At 41.5% G+C, this 18,557-nt stretch carries 21 protein-coding genes and 1 pseudogene; 3 read left to right on the forward strand and 19 right to left on the reverse strand.

Annotated features, from left to right (window positions below; all coding sequences use genetic code 11):
* Window positions 1-7: 7 nt before the first annotated feature.
* The 18 genes from ABID27_RS05760 to pynA all read right to left on the reverse strand — a co-directional run bounded on the left by ABID27_RS05760 (window position 8) and on the right by pynA (window position 15,429).
* Window positions 8-649 carry a cupin domain-containing protein gene (locus tag ABID27_RS05760; RefSeq protein WP_253364091.1) on the reverse strand — a complete coding sequence of 214 codons (642 nt, stop codon included), beginning with the start codon at window positions 647-649 and terminating at the stop codon, window positions 8-10.
* 18 nt (window positions 650-667) lie between these two features.
* Complete coding sequence (locus ABID27_RS05765) at window positions 668-964, reverse strand: EutN/CcmL family microcompartment protein (protein ID WP_253364089.1); 297 nt, start codon at window positions 962-964, stop codon at window positions 668-670.
* A 12-nt stretch (window positions 965-976) separates the two neighbouring features.
* Complete coding sequence (gene eutJ / locus ABID27_RS05770; RefSeq protein ID WP_253364510.1) at window positions 977-1,816, reverse strand: ethanolamine utilization protein EutJ; 840 nt, start codon at window positions 1,814-1,816, stop codon at window positions 977-979.
* Window positions 1,797-2,444 carry a hypothetical protein gene (locus ABID27_RS05775; protein WP_354280886.1) on the reverse strand — a complete coding sequence of 216 codons (648 nt, stop codon included), beginning with the start codon at window positions 2,442-2,444 and terminating at the stop codon, window positions 1,797-1,799. The genes eutJ and ABID27_RS05775 overlap by 20 nt, the downstream gene beginning before the upstream one ends.
* A gap of 55 nt (window positions 2,445-2,499) precedes the next feature.
* Window positions 2,500-3,630 carry a 1-propanol dehydrogenase PduQ gene (locus ABID27_RS05780; RefSeq protein ID WP_354280888.1) on the reverse strand — a complete coding sequence of 377 codons (1,131 nt, stop codon included), beginning with the start codon at window positions 3,628-3,630 and terminating at the stop codon, window positions 2,500-2,502.
* Entirely contained in the window at window positions 3,627-4,082 is a 456-nt protein-coding gene (locus ABID27_RS05785) for a EutP/PduV family microcompartment system protein (protein ID WP_354280890.1), read from the reverse strand. Before ABID27_RS05785 ends, ABID27_RS05780 begins: the two co-directional genes overlap by 4 nt.
* The gene (locus tag ABID27_RS05790; protein WP_253364081.1) at window positions 4,079-4,429 is read right to left on the reverse strand and encodes a BMC domain-containing protein; all 351 of its coding nucleotides are present in this window, start codon (window positions 4,427-4,429) and stop codon (window positions 4,079-4,081) included. The genes ABID27_RS05785 and ABID27_RS05790 overlap by 4 nt, the downstream gene beginning before the upstream one ends.
* 24 nt (window positions 4,430-4,453) lie before the next feature.
* Window positions 4,454-5,443, reverse strand: coding sequence for a choline TMA-lyase-activating enzyme (gene cutD / locus ABID27_RS05795; RefSeq protein WP_253364078.1), 990 nt, complete (start codon window positions 5,441-5,443; stop codon window positions 4,454-4,456).
* Between the two features lie 57 nt (window positions 5,444-5,500).
* Entirely contained in the window at window positions 5,501-8,041 is a 2,541-nt protein-coding gene (cutC, locus tag ABID27_RS05800; RefSeq protein WP_354280893.1) for a choline trimethylamine-lyase, read from the reverse strand.
* A gap of 93 nt (window positions 8,042-8,134) precedes the next feature.
* Window positions 8,135-9,481, reverse strand: coding sequence for an aldehyde dehydrogenase family protein (locus ABID27_RS05805; RefSeq protein ID WP_354280895.1), 1,347 nt, complete (start codon window positions 9,479-9,481; stop codon window positions 8,135-8,137).
* 15 nt (window positions 9,482-9,496) lie between these two features.
* On the reverse strand, window positions 9,497-9,826 hold the full coding sequence (locus ABID27_RS05810; protein ID WP_253364072.1) for a BMC domain-containing protein: 330 nt from the start codon (window positions 9,824-9,826) through the stop codon (window positions 9,497-9,499).
* Window positions 9,827-9,843: 17 nt separating this feature from the next.
* Window positions 9,844-10,140 (reverse strand): BMC domain-containing protein, encoded by a 297-nt coding sequence (locus ABID27_RS05815; RefSeq protein WP_253364070.1) that lies wholly within the window; start codon window positions 10,138-10,140, stop codon window positions 9,844-9,846.
* Window positions 10,141-10,155: 15 nt separating this feature from the next.
* Window positions 10,156-10,440: a hypothetical protein gene (locus tag ABID27_RS05820; RefSeq protein WP_253364068.1), complete on the reverse strand. Its 285-nt coding sequence runs from the start codon at window positions 10,438-10,440 to the stop codon at window positions 10,156-10,158.
* Between the two features lie 3 nt (window positions 10,441-10,443).
* Window positions 10,444-11,451: a DMT family transporter gene (locus tag ABID27_RS05825; protein ID WP_253364066.1), complete on the reverse strand. Its 1,008-nt coding sequence runs from the start codon at window positions 11,449-11,451 to the stop codon at window positions 10,444-10,446.
* Between the two features lie 23 nt (window positions 11,452-11,474).
* Complete coding sequence (eutM, locus tag ABID27_RS05830; RefSeq protein ID WP_027969986.1) at window positions 11,475-11,753, reverse strand: ethanolamine utilization microcompartment protein EutM; 279 nt, start codon at window positions 11,751-11,753, stop codon at window positions 11,475-11,477.
* A 351-nt stretch (window positions 11,754-12,104) separates the two neighbouring features.
* Complete coding sequence (gene uvrC, locus ABID27_RS05835) at window positions 12,105-13,892, reverse strand: excinuclease ABC subunit UvrC (RefSeq protein WP_253364064.1); 1,788 nt, start codon at window positions 13,890-13,892, stop codon at window positions 12,105-12,107.
* A gap of 9 nt (window positions 13,893-13,901) precedes the next feature.
* A complete protein-coding gene (locus ABID27_RS05840) occupies window positions 13,902-14,735 on the reverse strand; it encodes an MFS transporter (protein WP_354280898.1) in 834 nt (277 codons plus the stop codon).
* 7 nt (window positions 14,736-14,742) lie between these two features.
* A complete protein-coding gene (gene pynA / locus ABID27_RS05845) occupies window positions 14,743-15,429 on the reverse strand; it encodes a pyrimidine 5'-nucleotidase PynA (protein WP_354280900.1) in 687 nt (228 codons plus the stop codon).
* Between the two features lie 95 nt (window positions 15,430-15,524).
* On the opposite strand from pynA, the pseudogene ABID27_RS05850 reads away from it, so the two are divergent.
* The 3 genes and pseudogenes from ABID27_RS05850 to ABID27_RS05860 form a co-directional block, all read left to right on the forward strand.
* Window positions 15,525-15,990, forward strand: a pseudogene (locus tag ABID27_RS05850) (amino acid permease); the annotation flags it as partial.
* Between the two features lie 276 nt (window positions 15,991-16,266).
* Window positions 16,267-16,767: an SIS domain-containing protein gene (locus ABID27_RS05855; RefSeq protein WP_354280902.1), complete on the forward strand. Its 501-nt coding sequence runs from the start codon at window positions 16,267-16,269 to the stop codon at window positions 16,765-16,767.
* Between the two features lie 241 nt (window positions 16,768-17,008).
* Complete coding sequence (locus ABID27_RS05860) at window positions 17,009-17,875, forward strand: IS982 family transposase (RefSeq protein ID WP_354280904.1); 867 nt, start codon at window positions 17,009-17,011, stop codon at window positions 17,873-17,875.
* A 316-nt stretch (window positions 17,876-18,191) separates the two neighbouring features.
* On the opposite strand, the gene ABID27_RS05865 is transcribed toward ABID27_RS05860, so the two are convergent.
* A partial coding sequence (locus ABID27_RS05865) for an LPXTG cell wall anchor domain-containing protein (protein ID WP_354280906.1) occupies window positions 18,192-18,557 on the reverse strand: 366 nt, incomplete at its 5' end.

Consider the following 18,557-nt stretch of genomic DNA (forward strand, 5'->3'; position numbering starts at 1 on the left):
CCTCTCACTACATCAAGTCTGCCCAGTTTGAAGGATAGGTAGTGTAGAAAATTTTGGCATTATCAGGCGAACCCCAAACAACATCTGAACCAGATGGGACAAACAAGACATCTCCAGCACGACCGACATAGGTTTGACCGTCGATTTCAATCGAAACTGTTCCTGAAATGACGTAGTCGATTTCTTCATATGGTAATTTCCAAGCGAAGCTCGAATGGTTAATCGTCAAGAAACCTGCACTCATTTTTGATTCATTTTGGCTGACTAATTCTTGGAAACCAACCTTAGCACCTGGCGTACCTGTGTCAAAATCATCCATACGGACGGTACCACCTTTGACCACTTTTAAGCCATTTGCATGGGAAACGCATCGATAAGGTGGAATTTCCTTGGTAGGCTCTGTGTCACCAGCCAATAACATCTTTTTTAGTAAGGTCAATAATTCATCAGAAGTAATGCCGTCCAAGCCTTTTTCAGTAGATACTTGGGCTGAGCAACTGACTTCTCTTCCTTCTTCAAAACAAATACCGTGTTTCTTTGCTTCATCACGCGCAGCTGGTGTGACAATTGTCCCTGGTTCTAGGTAACAAGTGGTCTTTCCAGCTTGGTGGCAATCCAACACATCTTTTGCTGTAATTAATTTTGCCATGTTTTCTCCTTTTCTACGTTACGAGAAACGTTCTATTTTTCCATTTTGCTTTTTGACTTGGTCATAGTTTTCATCAATGATACCGATAACTGCGGCGTCCACAGGCATCTGGTCATCTCCCATCATTCGGCGAGCTGCAGATCCAGTCGCAATAATCACTCGGTCACCAATGCCTGCTCCAATCATGTCTACGACAACTAGAAGATCACCGGCCCTACTGCCACCTTTAACTTCAGCGAGTAGAAATTTCACACCGTTCAAGGCTTCAGATTTTCTTGTCGCCCAAATGGTATCGACTAATTCTGCAACTAACATATCGGCCTCTTTCTAATAGATAATATCCTGACTGCAATTCATTGCAATGCCAATCGGTGTTACAAACATTGGATTTTTGGGTTTGATGGTTTTGATGTTGGTTTCTTTTTCGATGATGGTCTCGATTCCTGCCAAGCAACTCGTGCCACCGACAAGATAAATCACATCGACATCCATTCCTTCTATACTTCGTTTGATAATAGAAGCTACCTTTTCAATGACAGGCTTCAATACACTAAGCAACTCTTTGTGGTGCTTTGGATCTCGTTTGTAGGCATCTGCCTCATCAAAATCAAGCTTGTAAGCACCAGCTACTACAAGTGAAAAATGAGTTCCACCAGTCGCTTCATCAACTGATTTCATCACTTTTCCATCTTTCAAGATTGAAATCCCTGTCGTACCACCGCCAATATCCACAATCGCTCCATTTTGAAGTCCAACAATGGTATTAGCCGCTGTTGGTTCATCCAATAGAGTAGTCAGTTCAAAGCCTGCGCCCTGGACTACATTTTTTATCGCTCCGCCATCTAGACTATCTGTCCCTGGTGGAATAGCAGCAGCCGCATAAAGCAGCTCTGTGCCCAGTTGTTCTTCCAGTGATTCTTTCAACTCTCGAACAATCCGAATGGCACCGATATAATCCACGACCATTCCATCTTTAATGACGGAAGCAGGTCGGTGAGCACCCGCTACAATATTTTTTTCCTGGTCCAATACAACCAGAACAATATAAGCCGTTCCTAAATCCACACCTGTCAGATAAACATCGCTGGTTCCTTTGATAGGCTTGACTTCTACATTCTCAAATTCTTCAACGTATTGGTCACAGGTTTTAGGTAACTCTTGTAGCATCATTGGTCGCTTCCTCTCTAGTCTGTAAGTAATGGGCGATAAGTTGGCCAATCCGATTGAGCAATACCTGCAGCTCATCTTCCTGAACTTGCAGCTCCTCTATCGCTTTTTCTAAATGGAAATACAGTGGATATAATTTTACGAGTATCTGGCCGGTGCTTGACTGAAGAAACATGCCGACATTTGACAAGTTTCCGTGGATAAAGGACTTATCCACTTTTTCAATCACAGCCATATCACTACTAGTAGGTGGTAGAATCGCTTTTCCTCCTGCGAGGACAGTTGCCAGATGCCGTTCCAAGACAGTTAATTCTTGAGCGAGTACTAGGTCTCTACTCACAACATCATAAGCTGTTTGCAGAAACTCACAACGGATATCCAGCCAGATTGGCTGAGAACCCCCGCTCCCATTCGATGGTCCGGTAGACGGTTTCTCCGATTCTTTGGACGCATACGGTTTGAATTGCCCCGGTAACTTCACTTCGTTTTCATCCACAATGTTTATCTTGCGGTCCAACAGAAAGGTTCGTGCACCAGGTGTGAGTCGCTCTGTTTTTTTGACGGTAAAGGTTTCAAATGGAAATTGATGATACTCGACACGCAAATCATCTTCGGTTAAAAATTTCATAAAAGGACTTCTTTCTTTTTAACGACTTCAGATGATTCCTTCAAGTTTCCATTCCCTACAAGGCTCGATAAATAGCCTCGAGATCCTCGATGGTAACAGCACGTGGATTGCCAGCTGTACAAGCATCTGCAAACGCACGTTTTGTCATTTCAGGAATCATTTTTTCAAATTCATGACGGTCAATACCCAATCCCTCAATGGTCATCGGCATGTTCATTTGTTTTGCCAGTCGTGTGATGGCATAGATCAATGCTCGGACACCTTGTTTTGGAGTGGAGCCATAGAGGCCAAGCACTCGAGCTGCTTGAGCATAGCGCTTAGCAACAGCCGTTTCTTCTTTTTCTTCCAATGAAGCATTGAAAGCAATCACATGTGGTAACAGCATGGTGTTAATCCGACCATGTGGAGAATGGAAGAAAGCTCCGATTGCATGAGAGAGGCTATGGCAAATTCCTAGGCCTGCATTGTTGAAAGCAATCCCAGCAATCGCTGAGGCATTATGCATTTTTCCACGTGCAAACTGATTTTCTCCGTTCTTATAAGCCTCAAAAAGAAACTGATAGACGAGACTGATTGATTTTTCAGCACATGCATCGGAAAAATCTGTAGCTCCATTGGCTACGTAGGCTTCTAAACCATGCGTCAGAACGTCCATTCCAGCATCAGCTGTAACGGCAGGTGGAACTGTCATGGTAAAGTAGGTATCCAAGATGGCTAAATCTGGTACCATCGACTCATCAATAATGACAAATTTTTCATTTTTACTAGGGTCCGAAATGACCGCGAAAGCTGTATTTTCACTACCACTGCCGCTGGTTGTCGGGATCGCAATCATCTGCGGTTTGGCTACTTTTTCGGACTCAGTGTATACTTTTAGCACTGCTTTTGTGGAGTCAATCGCTGACCCCCCACCCAAGGCAATGACTAAGTCTGGTTTGAAGTCTTTGATTTCTGATATACTTTCAGCAATCACTTCAATCGTAGGATTTGGGACAACTTTTGAAAAGACCTTTGTCTCCGCACCTGCTTTTTTCAATTCCTGCAAGACTGCATCCACCATATGACTTTGGTCCATATAGGGATCACAAATGATGTAGGCTTTCTTTACAGATAACTTGGAAAGCTCTTCGGTAGAATGATGTCCCATCACAAATTTAGGTCCTACACTAAATTCTTTTGTTTTCATATCATTCCTTCTTTGATTTGGTTCATTGTCTGTAAAAATTGTTGGCACTGACTTGCATTCTCCAAGTCCAGCTCATGGATACTATCCACTTTGGCCTCTTCAAACTCTCGCCGACATTGCGCAATCCCCGCACCCGCACGATTTTCTTCGTTTTCAGTAGAGAGAATGACGCCAATCGTTGGGATACGAAATACTTTCGCAAAGTTTGGAGAATACACTGGAAATGTTCGGTTAGCAGACAAGAGCATCAGGACAGCGCTTGCATTTTGCTGTATCGCAATAATGTGCTTCATCATATCGGAGCCCCTGAGATAAGAGCTTGGTATCTGAATCGTTTGGTCCAGATAAACCACTGACCGGACATGGGGAAAATGGTGTTTTTCCTCAAACAACTCGACCATTTTTTCCTTCTCAATTTCAGTTGGACCAATCACCATTATTCTTTTTTTCATGATTGTGTCACGTTCACAACCGTAAAATCTAGTTGTGCTTCAAAATAGGTCAAAATGGATTGGAGAGCAGTTTGTACACTCTGCACATCCCCGCTAAACATCACTGAGCCCGTAAAACGATCGACAAAACAGATATCAACACTGGCTGCCTTGCCTGCAATATCTGCTGCAATAATAGCCGTCTCATATGGGGTCAAGGCAAGTATTCCGATAGCACCTGACTCGTCAACACCTAAACTTTGGTACACAGACTGTATAGGCGCAGCAATCATATGAGCCAAGGTAATTTGTTTACCAGGAACGGATTCTTGAATAATCCGATCAATCTTTCCTATTCCTTCAATCAAGACTGCACCTCCTTTTGCGAACGATTAGTGTTTTACAACGGTCACTGGGAAATCATAGGCCATAATATAGGATTCAATCCTGTCCAAGTCATACTGACTCAGTGAAGGATCGCCTTCGATTTTGTATTCAAGTCCCAACTGATTATACTTATTGACGCCTAACTTATGGTAAGGCAACAAGTCAATCCCGTAGAAATTACCATATTCCTTATAAGGAAGGAGAAATTCGATAATGGCTTGAATTTCCTTTTGGCTATCATTGATTCCCTTCAGCATAGGCATACGGATTTTGATATTATAGCCTGATTCAATGACGTATTTCAGATTGGTGAGGATTCGTTCATTTCCAACACCCGTCCATTCATTGTGTTTTTTCGAATCCATATGCTTCATGTCAAATAAGAAAAGGTCTACGTAAGGTGCCACAGCTTGAAAAACCTTATTGGGTACGTGACCAGCTGTTTCAACTGCAGTATTGAGACCGTCTTGCTTACAAGCTTGAAGCAGCGCAAGGGCTCCTTCTGGCTGAGCCAAACATTCACCACCGGATAGGGTAACTCCCCCACCCGACATATCATAGAAGGCATCATCTTCGTGAATGATGGACATGAGCTCAGAAATGGTCTTGGATTCTCCCGCGACAGTTAGAGCACCCTCAGGACAGCCCTTGATATCTTCCTTGGTTGGAAGGCGTTTTTTGTACTTACGGATATCAATCGGGTGCTCCTTGTCAGCGTAATCAAAAGGACTAGGGCTTTCTGGATGTTTATATGAGAAGCAAATCTGACCTAGCGGACAAGTTACTGCACAGGAATTATATGGTTTACATAGACTTTCCTTGTACATAACATTTGAACCAAATTCCAGTCCTTCTGGATTGGCACACCACTTGCATCGCATTGGGCATCCCTTGAAAAACACAATTGTTCTGATACCAGGACCATCATAAAGATTGTATTTTTGGACATTGAATACATTGATTCTTGTCTCGTGTTTTTTCTTCTGCATTCCCATCACTGCTTCCTTACCATCCGCTCACTCCCTGCATGGCAATGAGCGGAATTTTCATCACTAAATCTTTGTCAATACAGTACGGGAAATGATTTCGTCCTGTACATCTTTACACAATTCTACGAAGAAGGCACTGTAACCAGCTACACGCACAATCAAATCACGGTAATTTTCTGGGTGTTTTTGTGCATCAATCAATGTTGCATTGTCCAGATAGTTGAACTGCATTTCACCATTTCCAAGGATACTTGCTGTACGTAAGAGTGTAATCAAACTTTCTTCTCCTTGAGGTGTATCCAGCAAACCAGCCATAATCTTGAAGTTGTGTACCAAACCAATGTTCATGTTTTCATTTGCCATCTTAGATACTGACTTGATAATGGCAGTTGGGCCTTTAACATCCATTCCGTGGTCTGGTGAGATCCCATCTGACAATGGTTTCCAAGCACGACGACCTGAAGCGGATGCGCCTGTGATTTGTCCCAAAGGAGTATTGTTTGAGATAGACAAGGTACCGTGGCTCAATACAGAGTAAAGTGTCCGGTATTTGCGGTGTTCTTCTTCAGTGAATTCAATAATATCTACTGCAAAACTGTCTACATAATCGTCGTCATTACCATATTTGGGTGCTGCAAGACAGTCTGCTTTAATTTGGTCATAGCCTTCAAAATTAGCTACCAAAGCCTTATTCAATTCTTCCAATGTGTATTTCTTATCTTCAAAGACAAGTTTCTTAATGGCTGCCATAGAGTCTGCGTAGTTTGCAAGACCTGACCAAACAACACCTGGACCGAAGTTGTACATGGCACCACCAGATTTAACGCCGCAGCCGTGTTCCATAGTACCTTCATACATCATAGACATCAATGGTACTGGAGCCAATTCACGTTGGACACGTTGAGAAATAACGGTCATGACAGATGTCCATTTTGTGACATATTTAATGGTTTCTTTAACAGCTGCTTCAAATTGTTCGAAGGTCTTATACTGATCCAAAGGTCCCATGTCAGGTGTGACTGGTTTACCATACCAAAGTGGGATACCATGGTTCAATGTTGTTTCAATCAAGATTGGCCATTGTGTATAAGCTGTGGATGTCCATTGGTAGAGACGGCCAGATTTTTGAGGTTCTACACAACCCATCAAGCAGTAGTCACGCGCATCTTCCATTGATACTCCCTTGGCCAACATCATTTTGATGTGTGTATCATCAAAGTGACAAGCTGGGAATCCTAGTCCTGCACGGACTACATCTACAATCTTTTGCAAGTATTTACGTGGAGATTTATTGTTGATACGAGTTGCTAGCGTAGGTTGGTAAACCTTAACGTGGCGGATGGCATCCATAAGTAAGTAGGTCAAATCGTTTGTAGCATCGTTACCTGTACGCGTTACACCACCGACACACATGTTGACAAATGGTTGGTAACCCGCGAAGAATTTAGATGAACCTTCAGATGTTAACCACATCATTTCAGACATCTTGATAAACATAGAGCCTGCGATTTCAAAGGCTTGGAAGTCGTTCATCCGACCTTCTTCCAGGTCCTTCTTGTAAAATGGATACATGTATTGATCCACACGACCGATTGACAAACCTGTTTGGTTTTCTTCGCAGAGCAATAAATGTTGGATGGTTACCAGGTACTGCATCGCTTCCCAGAATGTTTCTGGTTTATGAGCTGGAACATTGGCATTGACTTGAGAAATCATTTCCAACTCGGCTTTACGTTTAGGATCTGTTTCTTTACTTGCCAATTGAGCTGCGTATTCTGACATCCGTTTGGCGTAAATGATAACACCTTCCGCTGTCAGAATTTGGCCTTTATAGAAGTAAATCTTATCGAGATCATCTGGATTACCGTAGTCCAACTTTTCCAAGTGGGCCTTGGCTTCTTCGATAATATCCAGCATCCCTTTTTTCATACCAACCACATCATAACCGGGGTTGGAGTCACCACCACCTGATTGTGCATGGTAGGAACAATCTGAAACAAATGATTCACCTGACAATTCCCAAGCACCTGCTTCGCGGTATTGTGATTCACAAGCCTCATCGACTGATTTGCCAGTCCAGTATGGGAAGATTTCTTCAACCAAGATTTTTTTGTCTTCTTCTGATAAATCATATGGGTCTTGTGGACGAGTAGAAACTGTGTCCAATTCGTCACGGAGCCAACGCCAAGAAATATCTGGAGAGAAGGCTCCCCAACGTGCACCACCATTTGGTGCACCAACCAATAATTCATGGTCTTGAATGACTAATGGAGCAATCTTACAAAATTCTTTGAAGGCTGTTCCGCGAAGAACCGCTTTTGGCATTCCTTCATTTTCTTTTGACACGCGTGTCAAATTAATCGCACGGATCAAGGAAATTGTTGGACGAGCTTTTAAGTATTGATTTTTCAAGGCTTGCAAACGTGGGGTGATTCCATCTGGAATTTCAGTTCCTTCACTTGCAAGCACTAGTGCTGCTTTACCTTCTGGTTTTTGAATATCTTCTGAAACACTTTGGAAAATTTTAACGAGTGAGGCACGTTCTGCTTCACTTAATTGTTTTGTAGCCTCTTCTAATTTGGCTGTAAATTCATTCATATCCATATGGATCTTTTCCTCTCTTTCAACTAAAGTTAGCAGATTGTTCTATTTTGAGAGCAATCCATTCTGTCGTAACTCTACATTTTTCTATTCCCTTTACTCAAATCCAACTTGACGGGTATATGTGAGGTGTCTTGGAGTAATGTTTTCTGAACGGTAGCCACGTCCTGTGGTAATTCCGCCTAGTATGAGCGACGGTGAAAAACTAGATTTCACACCTATCGCGGTGCAAGCTGTGGGTGCATTGACCACGATCCGTCCGACTGCTTTTACCATGGCAAATTCCTTGATAATTTTCCAGTCTGACGAATGGATGGTCAGTGTGTGCCCCATTCTCAACTCAGATAAGATGTTCATGCATTTTACACAAGCTAGGGTCCAATCTGGCTCACGATAGAGGACGATGATAGGACAAAGTAATTTCTTATTGAAAAAGTCTTCATCATTCATGTATTCTTGTACTGATACCAAGACTTGTGTGTCTTCTGGAACGGTAAAACCTGCCATTTTGGCTAGCCAATTAGCAGATTGTCCATTGTAATTGGTGATAACATTCTTTTCAGAAGTCTTCAAAAATGCCACTAGCTTCTCTGTATCTTCTTCTGTCAAAATGTACCCACCATTGGCTTCCATGAGCCATTTGATCCGGTCTGCGATGACAGTTTCCGTTACCAAAAATTGCTCTGAACCTGGTAAAATCCCATTATCAAAACTTCTGGAGTGGATGACATCCTTGACAGCCTTCTCCAAATCTGCAGTCCGTTCGATAAAGACTGGACCCGAGGACTCCCCTCCATAGATAAGGGGGGTATTGGTGCGAAATTCTTTCGTGATGTATTCGGGACAGCCAATATTGATAAGCAGCGAAAGCTTGTCACTGAGCAATAATTCTGATATGCCAGCGTCATTCGTCAACTCAGCCAAACTCAACGCTCCCTCAGGATAGCCTAGCTCAGTTAGAAAATCTATGAGCTGATTGATAGCTTCCATCGTCGATGGTTTTGCCAGTTTATTGGCGACAAGTACCATAGAATTTCCAGATTTGAGAGCCAGCAATAAGAGATTGACCAGTAAGGTGTAGGTCGGATAGGCCGGTAGCAATACGGCTACAATCCCTAATGGAACACCGATCTCAATAACCTTGTCCTGACTGCTCCCTCCAATCATACCTGTATAGATTTCTTGCTGAATTGTTTCTTCAAACCGTTTTAGGAATTCTTGGCAAAGAAAAAGTTCATCCTCTTCTTTGGCATATTGGTTTTTCGCCACAAACTCCTTGATACCGTTCTCCCCATCCTGCTGCAATTTCTGAATAAGCGCTTCACTATACTTATTTAAGTCAGCTTGAGTTAATTTTTGTAATTGAGCAAAAGCAGTTTGAGCATTCAACAGTAAATTTCGGATTTCTTGGATGGATGCTAAATCTTTGTCAATATACAACATACTCTACACACTTTCTTAGGATTGAACTTCAGGTTCTGGACTTTCTGGTAATAAAACAGACAATGAGTAACGATCAATAATCTTGCGAAGATCTTCGTGTGGTCCAGGAATCACAACGCGACTGTATACCTCAGCCCCCATTGCTTCAACAGCGCATACACCTGCTTCTACAGCTGTATTACAAGCTTCTGTTTCTCCTTGAACGATGACAGAGATATAACCAGAAGCTACATTTTCATAGCCAATAACGTCAACTTCAGAGGCTTTAACCATGGCGTCTGCCGCTTCTAATGCGAAGACTAAACCAAATGTTTCGATTGCCCCAATTGCTTGATATCTTTTCACGGTATTCTCCTTTACGCCTAATTGTCAATATCATGTACTGACACAATATCACCGACGGATGGGATTGGTCTTGGCATCACATTGTGAGCCGTTAATTTCCCGATTGCTGCGGCAGCTGCGGCTCCTGCTTCTACAGCGGCGCGCACGGCAGCTACATCGCCTACAACCATGACGGTTACGAGAGTTGAGCCGACATTTTCATAGGATACTAGTTTTACGTCACTCGCCTTTAGCATCTTATCACATGCTTCCATGGCAGGTACCAGTCCCAGAGTTTCGACTAAGCCCAAGGCTTGTCCACCATAATATCTCATTGATAATTCCTCCGATTATCTTTTATATTCTGCTGCAATATATTTGTTGACAGCATCTAAGCCGTCAGCGTTAATTTTGTAGAAGATTCTCAGTTTTTGCTGTTCATCCAAATCATAGCCTACTTGTTCCACATAGCCATTGCACTCCAGAGACATAAGATGTTCAAGGAAAAGTGGAACTGTAAATTGTTTTTCCGTACCGTATTGAGATCTTAAGGCCTCCATTACTTGATGCACATCAGCCTTTTCTACTGTACTCATATAATTCAAAACAGCTGTTCTTGCTGGTAAGAGTCCCATCGCTTACACCTCGCTTTTTCTAAATAAATCCAGTGGATTTGTCGTAACGACAATCGCTCCTAAAATGACAATGATTGAACCAATCGTAATCGTTGGTGTCAATGCTTGCCCTAAGAAGAGAATACTGAAGAAAACTCCCCAGAAAGCGTAAGTGATATTGAGAGACATCCCAATAGCTGTACCGACCATGGCATTTGATTTATACCAAGTAGTGTAAGAAATACCAACCAGAGTACCAGACACCAACAAGAGAAGCATTGGAAGTGGAGCGGCAAGCATTTTTGTAAATAAGCCTGTTGCACCAACGAGTGGTACGATGATAACCATCTGAATCAAGCCTGATACAATCTGACGAAGGGTTACGGCTACTTCAGAGTCAAGCATTGCCCCACCAAAACTAGAGATACATCCTTCAAGTCCCCAACAAATCGCTGCGACTATAGCTAGAAGAATCCCCAATGTAAAGTTGGTGGCACCTTCTGGCTTGACCAAATTTAAGATAACGGCACCAGCAACACAGAGAACCATACCGACTCCAACACGAGGAGTGATTTTTTGTTTTAAGAAAATCGCTGCAAACAGTGCTCCGAAAGCGGCTGTTGTAGCAGATACTGGGATAGCAAAGGCACCCGCAAGTGACAAACCAACAAGGTAAGCACCGTTTGCAATTGGGCCACCCAAGACAAATCCTAGGAGCATAATTTTTCCAGGCTTGGTTGCTAAACTTCTACCCAGCTCTTTAAATTTACCTGTACGAATGACATTGAGAAGGAGAACACAGCCTCCCATAAAGTCATTCAAACCTCCCATTACAAAGGGAGCTGCAAAAATTCCCACGGCTGATTTTATCGGGTCAAACCCACTAATAATCATCACTACAAAGGAATACAAACCATAAAACAAGCCCGAAATGATCCCGCTTCGAATCCCAATCGCATGGAATTTTTTGGTCACCTCGACCATTTGTTGATGAGCTGACGCTTGACTTCCATTATTCATATTTTGTCCCATGGAAAAACCACTCCTTCTTCATTCTATTTTTTCACTGGTAAAATGGTTTCCACTTCTGTATGAGGACGTGGAATAACATGGACAGAGATGAGTTCTCCAATCCGTTGTGCTGCTGCTGCTCCTGCATCGGTTGACGCCTTAACCGCACCCACATCTCCTCGGACTAAGACTGTGACAAGCCCGCCTCCGACTAGTTCCTTTCCGACCAAGGTCACATTGGCAGCCTTGACCATCGCGTCGGCCGCTTCAATCGCACCGACCAAACCCTTTGTTTCAATCATTCCTAATGCTTCAGAACTCATGATACAACCTCCTTTATAAAATTTATTTTTTAATAGACTTATGATCGATAGCCTAACGATAAGCAGAAACTGTCGACATTTTTCTGTTTACCAGTTATCTAATCTTCATCACGCTTAAATTGTAAGCCTTTCCATTGCGATAAAGTCAATATATTTTTAAAAAATTATTTTTTTGTGAATTTGATTACAAATGGACTTTTTTTGTGAAAATTTTTCTAATGAATGATTAGTTGGACAGAATATTCTGAATTATTACTTGTTTTTTCTATTTCTAAAACCTTCCCCTTAGGACTAACTTTGTCACTGTTCATTTTTCAAACAAAAAAGAAGCCTTTCGACTTCTTCGTTTTTCTATTTTTCCTTATCTCGCTCGGCTAATTTGTCCTTGACTCGCTCAGCTACCTGATAAGGTAAGCCTAAATCTGCAATTTCCTGCAAGCTGGCAGCCTGAATTTTAGGAATGGAACGGAAATGCTTGAGTAGAGCTTGCTTGCGTTTTGGTCCCAGCCCTTCAATACCATCCAATGTTGAGGCAAAGCTATTCTTAGACCGAACTTGTCGGTGGAAACTAATAGCAAAACGGTGCACCTCATCCTGAATGCGTTGGAGGAGAAAGAATTCTTGCGAATTGCGAGCCAACTCAACCACTTCCAATGGATTGCCAAAGAGCAATTCATGCGTTTGGTGCTTGTCATTTTTCTGCAGACCCGCAACGGGAATGTAATCCATCCCCAACCTCTTCAGGCTATCCAAGGCCGCATTGACCTGCCCCTGTCCACCATCAATGATGATCAAATCTGGCTCCGGCAAATGCTCCCGCTTAACCCGACTATAGCGCCGATAAATGACCTCTCGCATGCTGGCATAGTCATCTGGTCCATCTACTGTCTTGATTTTATACTTGCGGTAATTATTCTTGCTCGGCTTGCCATCGACAAACATGACCATAGCCGACACAGGGCTAGTCCCCATGATATTGGAGTTATCAAAAGCCTCAATTCGACGCAGTCGTCCCAACCCTAATTGTGCACCCAGTGACTTGATGGCTCCGTGCGTTTTTTTCAAGTCTTTTTCTAGCAAGTCAAACTTCTGCTCTAGACTGACACGCGCATTTTTTGTAGCCAAATTAACCAACTGCTTCTTCTCTCCGCGCTGCGGCTTGACAATCTTGGCATCCACCAGTGCTGCAACTGCTTCTGCATCAATGTCTTGGGGAATGAGAATTTCACTCGGAACCAAGTGCTGCTGGTCACGATAAAACTGCCCGATATAGGTCAAAAAGTCCTCTTCGGCATCATCATAGTAAGGAAAAAGATTGACATTTCGCTCGATGAGTTTCCCTTGTCGTACAAAAAATACCTGGACGCACATCCAGCCCTTATCCACATAATAACCAAAGACATCTCGATTTTGCATATCCTTGGCCATGACACGCTGCTTGGTCCGCAAGGTCGCAATCGAATCCAGCAAATCGCGATACTCGGCTGCTTTTTCAAACTCCCAACTGTCTGATGCCGCCTTCATCTTGACCTGCAAATCCTTGATAATTTTATCATCATGCCCCGTCAGAAATTGACTGACCTCTGTTGCCATTTTAGCGTAGTCTTCTTGACTGGGCATATTGTCCCCGTGAGCCAAACACTGCCCTAAATGATAGTAGAGACAGTACTTGTCCTCAGGCATTTTACACTTACGAAAAGGATACAGTCGCTCCAATAGTTTGAGAGTCTGGTTGGCTGCTGTTACATCTGGATAGGGACCAAAATACTGCCCCATATCCTTTCTAACTTGCCGCGTGATGATGAGTCTCGGATGACGCTCAGCCGTAATTTTGATGAAAGGATAGGACTTGTCATCCTTGAGCATGATATTGTAGCGCGGTTTGTTCTCCTGAATGAGGTTAATCTCCAAGAGCAGGGCCTCAATATTGGACTCCGTCACGATAAATTCGAAGTCCTCAATTTCAGAAACGAGGGCTTCCGTCTTGGTGTCATGACTCCCACGAAAATAAGACCGAACCCGATTTTTCAGATTTTTAGCCTTACCCACATAAATAATCTGGCCATTTTTATTTTTATGAAAGTAGCAACCAGGGCTGTCTGGCAGCAACTCCAATTTATGTTTAATGAGTTCATTCATAGATTTATTTTACCAAAAAAACATAGCCAAAGCTATGTTTTGCATTAGTGATGAATGGGAACCAATCGCTCGTGCATTACTACCATTCCGATGAGAATAACGGAAAGTATAGAAAGGAAAAAGTCCTAGGTTCAGCTGTTGCCCCAAAAGACCAAACAACGGTGGCAATACCGTTGTTCCAACATAGGCGCTCGCCATCTGTACACCGATAACTGCCTGAGATCTGTCTTTCCCAAAATGATGAGGTGTCGAGTGAATGATACAGGGATAAATAGGCGCGCAACCTAATCCCACCAAAAGAAGTCCAATCAAGGTCAAACTAGCAAATAAGCCTATTGTCAAAGCGACTTGTATCATCCCCACATAAAAGTAGGCATTGTTCCAAACCTGCCCTTGCCCTAATGTAAAGCTCACAACATAGGGTCCTACCGAGGCACCTAGCCCCCACATGCAATGCAACCAACTCATGTGCTTGCTAGAATAATGCAGCGCCACATAATTATTTAAGGCGGCATCCACACTTCCTGCACCCAGACCATAGGGAATTGCAAAGACACACAACCAGACAAAAGACAGGCTTATTCCAAAGCCAAACAAAGCAAAAGCTGTCAGTGCAACACTCAAAGCAGTTACCTTTCCTGCCCCAAGATTTTTCGTTAAGCGGTCACTTTGTAGACTAGAAACGATGGTACCGATAGAGATAATCGTAGAAATAATTCCCATATAAGACATGGGCAAGTCCATCTGAGCTCGCATTGACGGCCATGAAGCTCCTAGCAATCCATCTGGCAAACCGAGACTGACAAAAGCCAGATAAATCATCAGCAATAATACTTGAAACATAAATCTCCTATGGCAATAAGGCCATCAACTCATCATAATCAGCTACAACGTAGCTTGGTCGTGCCTGACTGGTATTTTCAGCGTGATGAGGATTGAACCAGACCGTGTCGATTCCTGCATTGTTTCCACCTTGGATGTCCGCCAAAAGACTGTCTCCAATCATCAAGGCATCTTCCTTCTCAAAACCAGGAACAGCCTCCCCAATCAAATCATAAAATTTCTTGTCTGGCTTTTGCGCACCCATTTCATCCGAAATAAAAACTTTTTCAAAATCAGAACCAATTTCCGACGCAAGTAAACGCCCTTTTTGGATAAAGGTCACCCCATTTGTCGCGGCAAAAAGACGATAACCACGCGCTTTCAAGTTATCCAGTAAAACCTTGGCACCTGTAAAGGTCTGCCCTTGTTGACTTAAAAAATGTTGATAGCGCTCCGCAAAGTAGGATCCATCTACAACCTGACCAAAATGTGCAAAGAGACGAGCAAAACGCGTGTTAATCAGTTCAGATTTGCTAATATTTTTCTGCGTCAAATCAGCCCACAAGCCCTGATTCATAGGAATGTAATAATCCTTGTAGGCCTGAACATCCTCAACACCAGCCTCCTCCAACAACTGCGTCAAGGCTATCTCCTCCGCCGCATCAAAATCAAGCAGGGTATGGTCAAGGTCAACAAGTAAATATTTGTAAGACAAGATGTGGGTTTCCTTTCTCCTGGAAAAGTTCAAAAAGGGAATGCTACAACTTCTTCAACTCCCTCAGTTTATTAGTATTATACCATAAACAAAACCTTGTAAAAACAGCTATTTCCTCCTCCTTCTCCTTCGGCCATCAAAAAAGTAGCTACCTCTATCAGTTGACGCACGAAACACATAACGCCCTAATAACTCAATCAGTTGTCTAAAGCAAGTGTACCTAGCTCTGCCATTATCATTGCTATCTCGGCCCTTATCAATATCATACCAGGTGTATCAGACGCCTTCACCCTCATCACCGCTTCATCATCCGGTATCTACGTAGCCATCTATCCCTTGACCATGTTGCCTCACCTAAAATACCGCAAATCAAGCGACTTTATGGCTGACGGCTACCTCATGCCAGCCTACAAAATCCTCCACCCACTCACATTAGTCTTCTTCGCCTTTATTTACATCTCCCTCTTCTTACAAGAATCAACCTTTATGGGAGCTATCAGCGCCACCATCTGGCTCATCGTCTTTGGAATCTACAGCCAATGGAAATTTAAAGGAAAATAATAAAAAACAACTAGCACTGAGGTACTGTATCTATAAAATAAAACCGAAGTAAAATACTCCTAATTCTATTTTATTAGAATTAGGAGTATTTATTATGGTCAAAAAAGCTAACTTAATTAGAAACAAAATTAGTTTATCTTAAAACGAAAAATTAAGTCAAGCTGACAAAGCTATTATATATACTTTATTGCAAGCAAAAATTTCACTTCTCCATCTTCCATAAGCCGCTTATCCAGAAGGGCAGGTTTTAACAATTTCAAAGAATTTATTTACTACTTGACTAATATAGCTAATAAAAATGCGGACTATAACCTAGCTACTCTCCCTTTTGCTAGCTCAAAAACATCTTGGGATCAAATTTTAAATCAATTACAGCTTGCATTTCTTAGTAAGAAGATATATCTTTTTGGAGAGGGTTTCTGTGAATTTATTGTTCATTATACCCATAGGAAACTACTTCTTAAGAAGGTATATTCAATAGATCTAAATGGAGTGGAAATTAGTACTATTTCCAACGGAGAACCCCATACTCTAATTACGTTTTCTCACTCTGGTGAGAACAAACGCGGATTAGAAAAAATAGCTAAATGTAAACAGTATGGAGGTACCGTACTCGCAATAACCGCCTCTACTTCTAGTAGTTATAGCAAGGAAAGCGATTACTGTATTATCGTTGAAAATTTTGCTAATGAAACAGATTATGAAAATATAAATTTAAATTTTTTCTTTGGTAACACCATTAATTTAATAGAGTACTTAATTGATAATTGTATATGATGGTAACAATAAAAATTTACACTAATTTATTTACTATTTTTAACATTATTACTAAGAATAATTTTATTAAAAATTAAACTGTTCAGCTCTGTATAAGCAAATAAGCCTTTGCTAGAAGGCTTATTTGCTATCACTTTTACCAATTAGCTATCAAACTCGTGGTGCTAGATAATCTCAAACTACAATAAAAATCCCAAAAGGACTATATTGTAAGTGTCTAAACCAACAGGAGGTAGTCCAAATGAGCGACTTACAGTATACCGCTAAATCTCATCACTTACAATGGAATATCCATCAATTATCAAGTATTTGCTCTAAATTTTATCAAGACTATTGTCCTGAGCAATTAAAAAATCGACACAATGTTCATTTAAGTAAAGTTTCAGATGAATCGCTCTTAGTCTTGCTTCTCTTGCAAGCTGAACTAGGAATAACGTCCCAACGGCATTTCTATCGTATCTGTCAACTGTTTCCTTGTAGAAGATTACTAGAACGAAGCCGTTTTAACCGACGAGCAAGACAATTGATTTGGCTAGTTCAAGTCATCAGACAAGCTATGAATACTCATATTTCTCCTGATGCCATTGTTATCATAGACAGTTTCCCCTTACCACTTTGTCAACCTGTCCGTAACTATAGAACACGTATTTTTAATAATTTGGCAGACATTGGTTACAATGCTTCTAAACATCTTTGGTTTTATGGATTCAAAGTACATATGCTGGTCACTTTATCAGGAGGCTATATTCTGAACTATGTTGTGACACCAGCTTCTGTTCATGACATTAGAGCAGTTGATGACTTACTCAAAAATTACCAGAAATCTTTTATTTTGACTGATTTGGGCTACCTTAGTCGTAAATTGAAAGATAGTTTGGAACAGAAAGGCTATCATATTTGGACTCCCTTACGTCAAAATATGGCGGGAGCTAAGCAACATAATCATTGGAAATTATTGGCTATAAGACGGACTATCGAGACACGCTTTTCAGAGCCTTGTGCTCTTTTTGATATAGAACACACACTAGCAAGAGAAATGACAGGGCTGCAGTTGAGAATTGAACAAATTGTACTTGCTTATAATTTGAGATGTTTTGAGGTTAACTAGCACCACGGGTATAAATTATATCTACTTAACAAAACAATGTTTATTCATATTGAAACCCTACCAAATTAAATTCTGGTAGGGTTTTAACTGTTTTCTAAATGAAATGGCGTAAGTCCCCAATAAAACAGGATATTGAGCACTTACATTTGTTTAAAAAAATTAGAGGACAACTAAATTCTAATAGTTATCCTCTAATTATACTTTCTTCAAGAATTAAATTATACTCTATTTCAGTTTCAACAAGTTAGCTATGAAAATAGAGTATAAAAACCGATGACGGAAAAAAGTTTAATGACATTTTTTCTCAAAACATTAATTAATCTTCCTTTTTCTTTGAAAAAGATAATAAACCAACTGAAGCTATAATTGTCAAAGCAGCAATGTTAAAGAATGGATTCTCATCCTCACCTGTTGTTGGTAATTTATTTCCTCTATCTTTATTATTTGCAATACTTGATAAAGCTTGTGTTTGGTCTTTAGCCTTAGGCTCATTCTTATCAGCGTCCGTACTTGGATCGACAACCTTAACAGTCACATCAACAGTATCTGTTGAACCATCTGGATAAGTAACGATCACTTTACCTGGTTTGTCACCTGCTGTTGTGGTATCAATTGGGGTTTCAAACTCTACTTTAGTTCCATCTGGAAGTTCTGGTAGGTTCGCAATTGAATCTTCTGCCTT

Source organism: Streptococcus gallinaceus, from assembly GCF_040545695.1.
Lineage (GTDB): Bacteria > Bacillota > Bacilli > Lactobacillales > Streptococcaceae > Streptococcus > Streptococcus gallinaceus.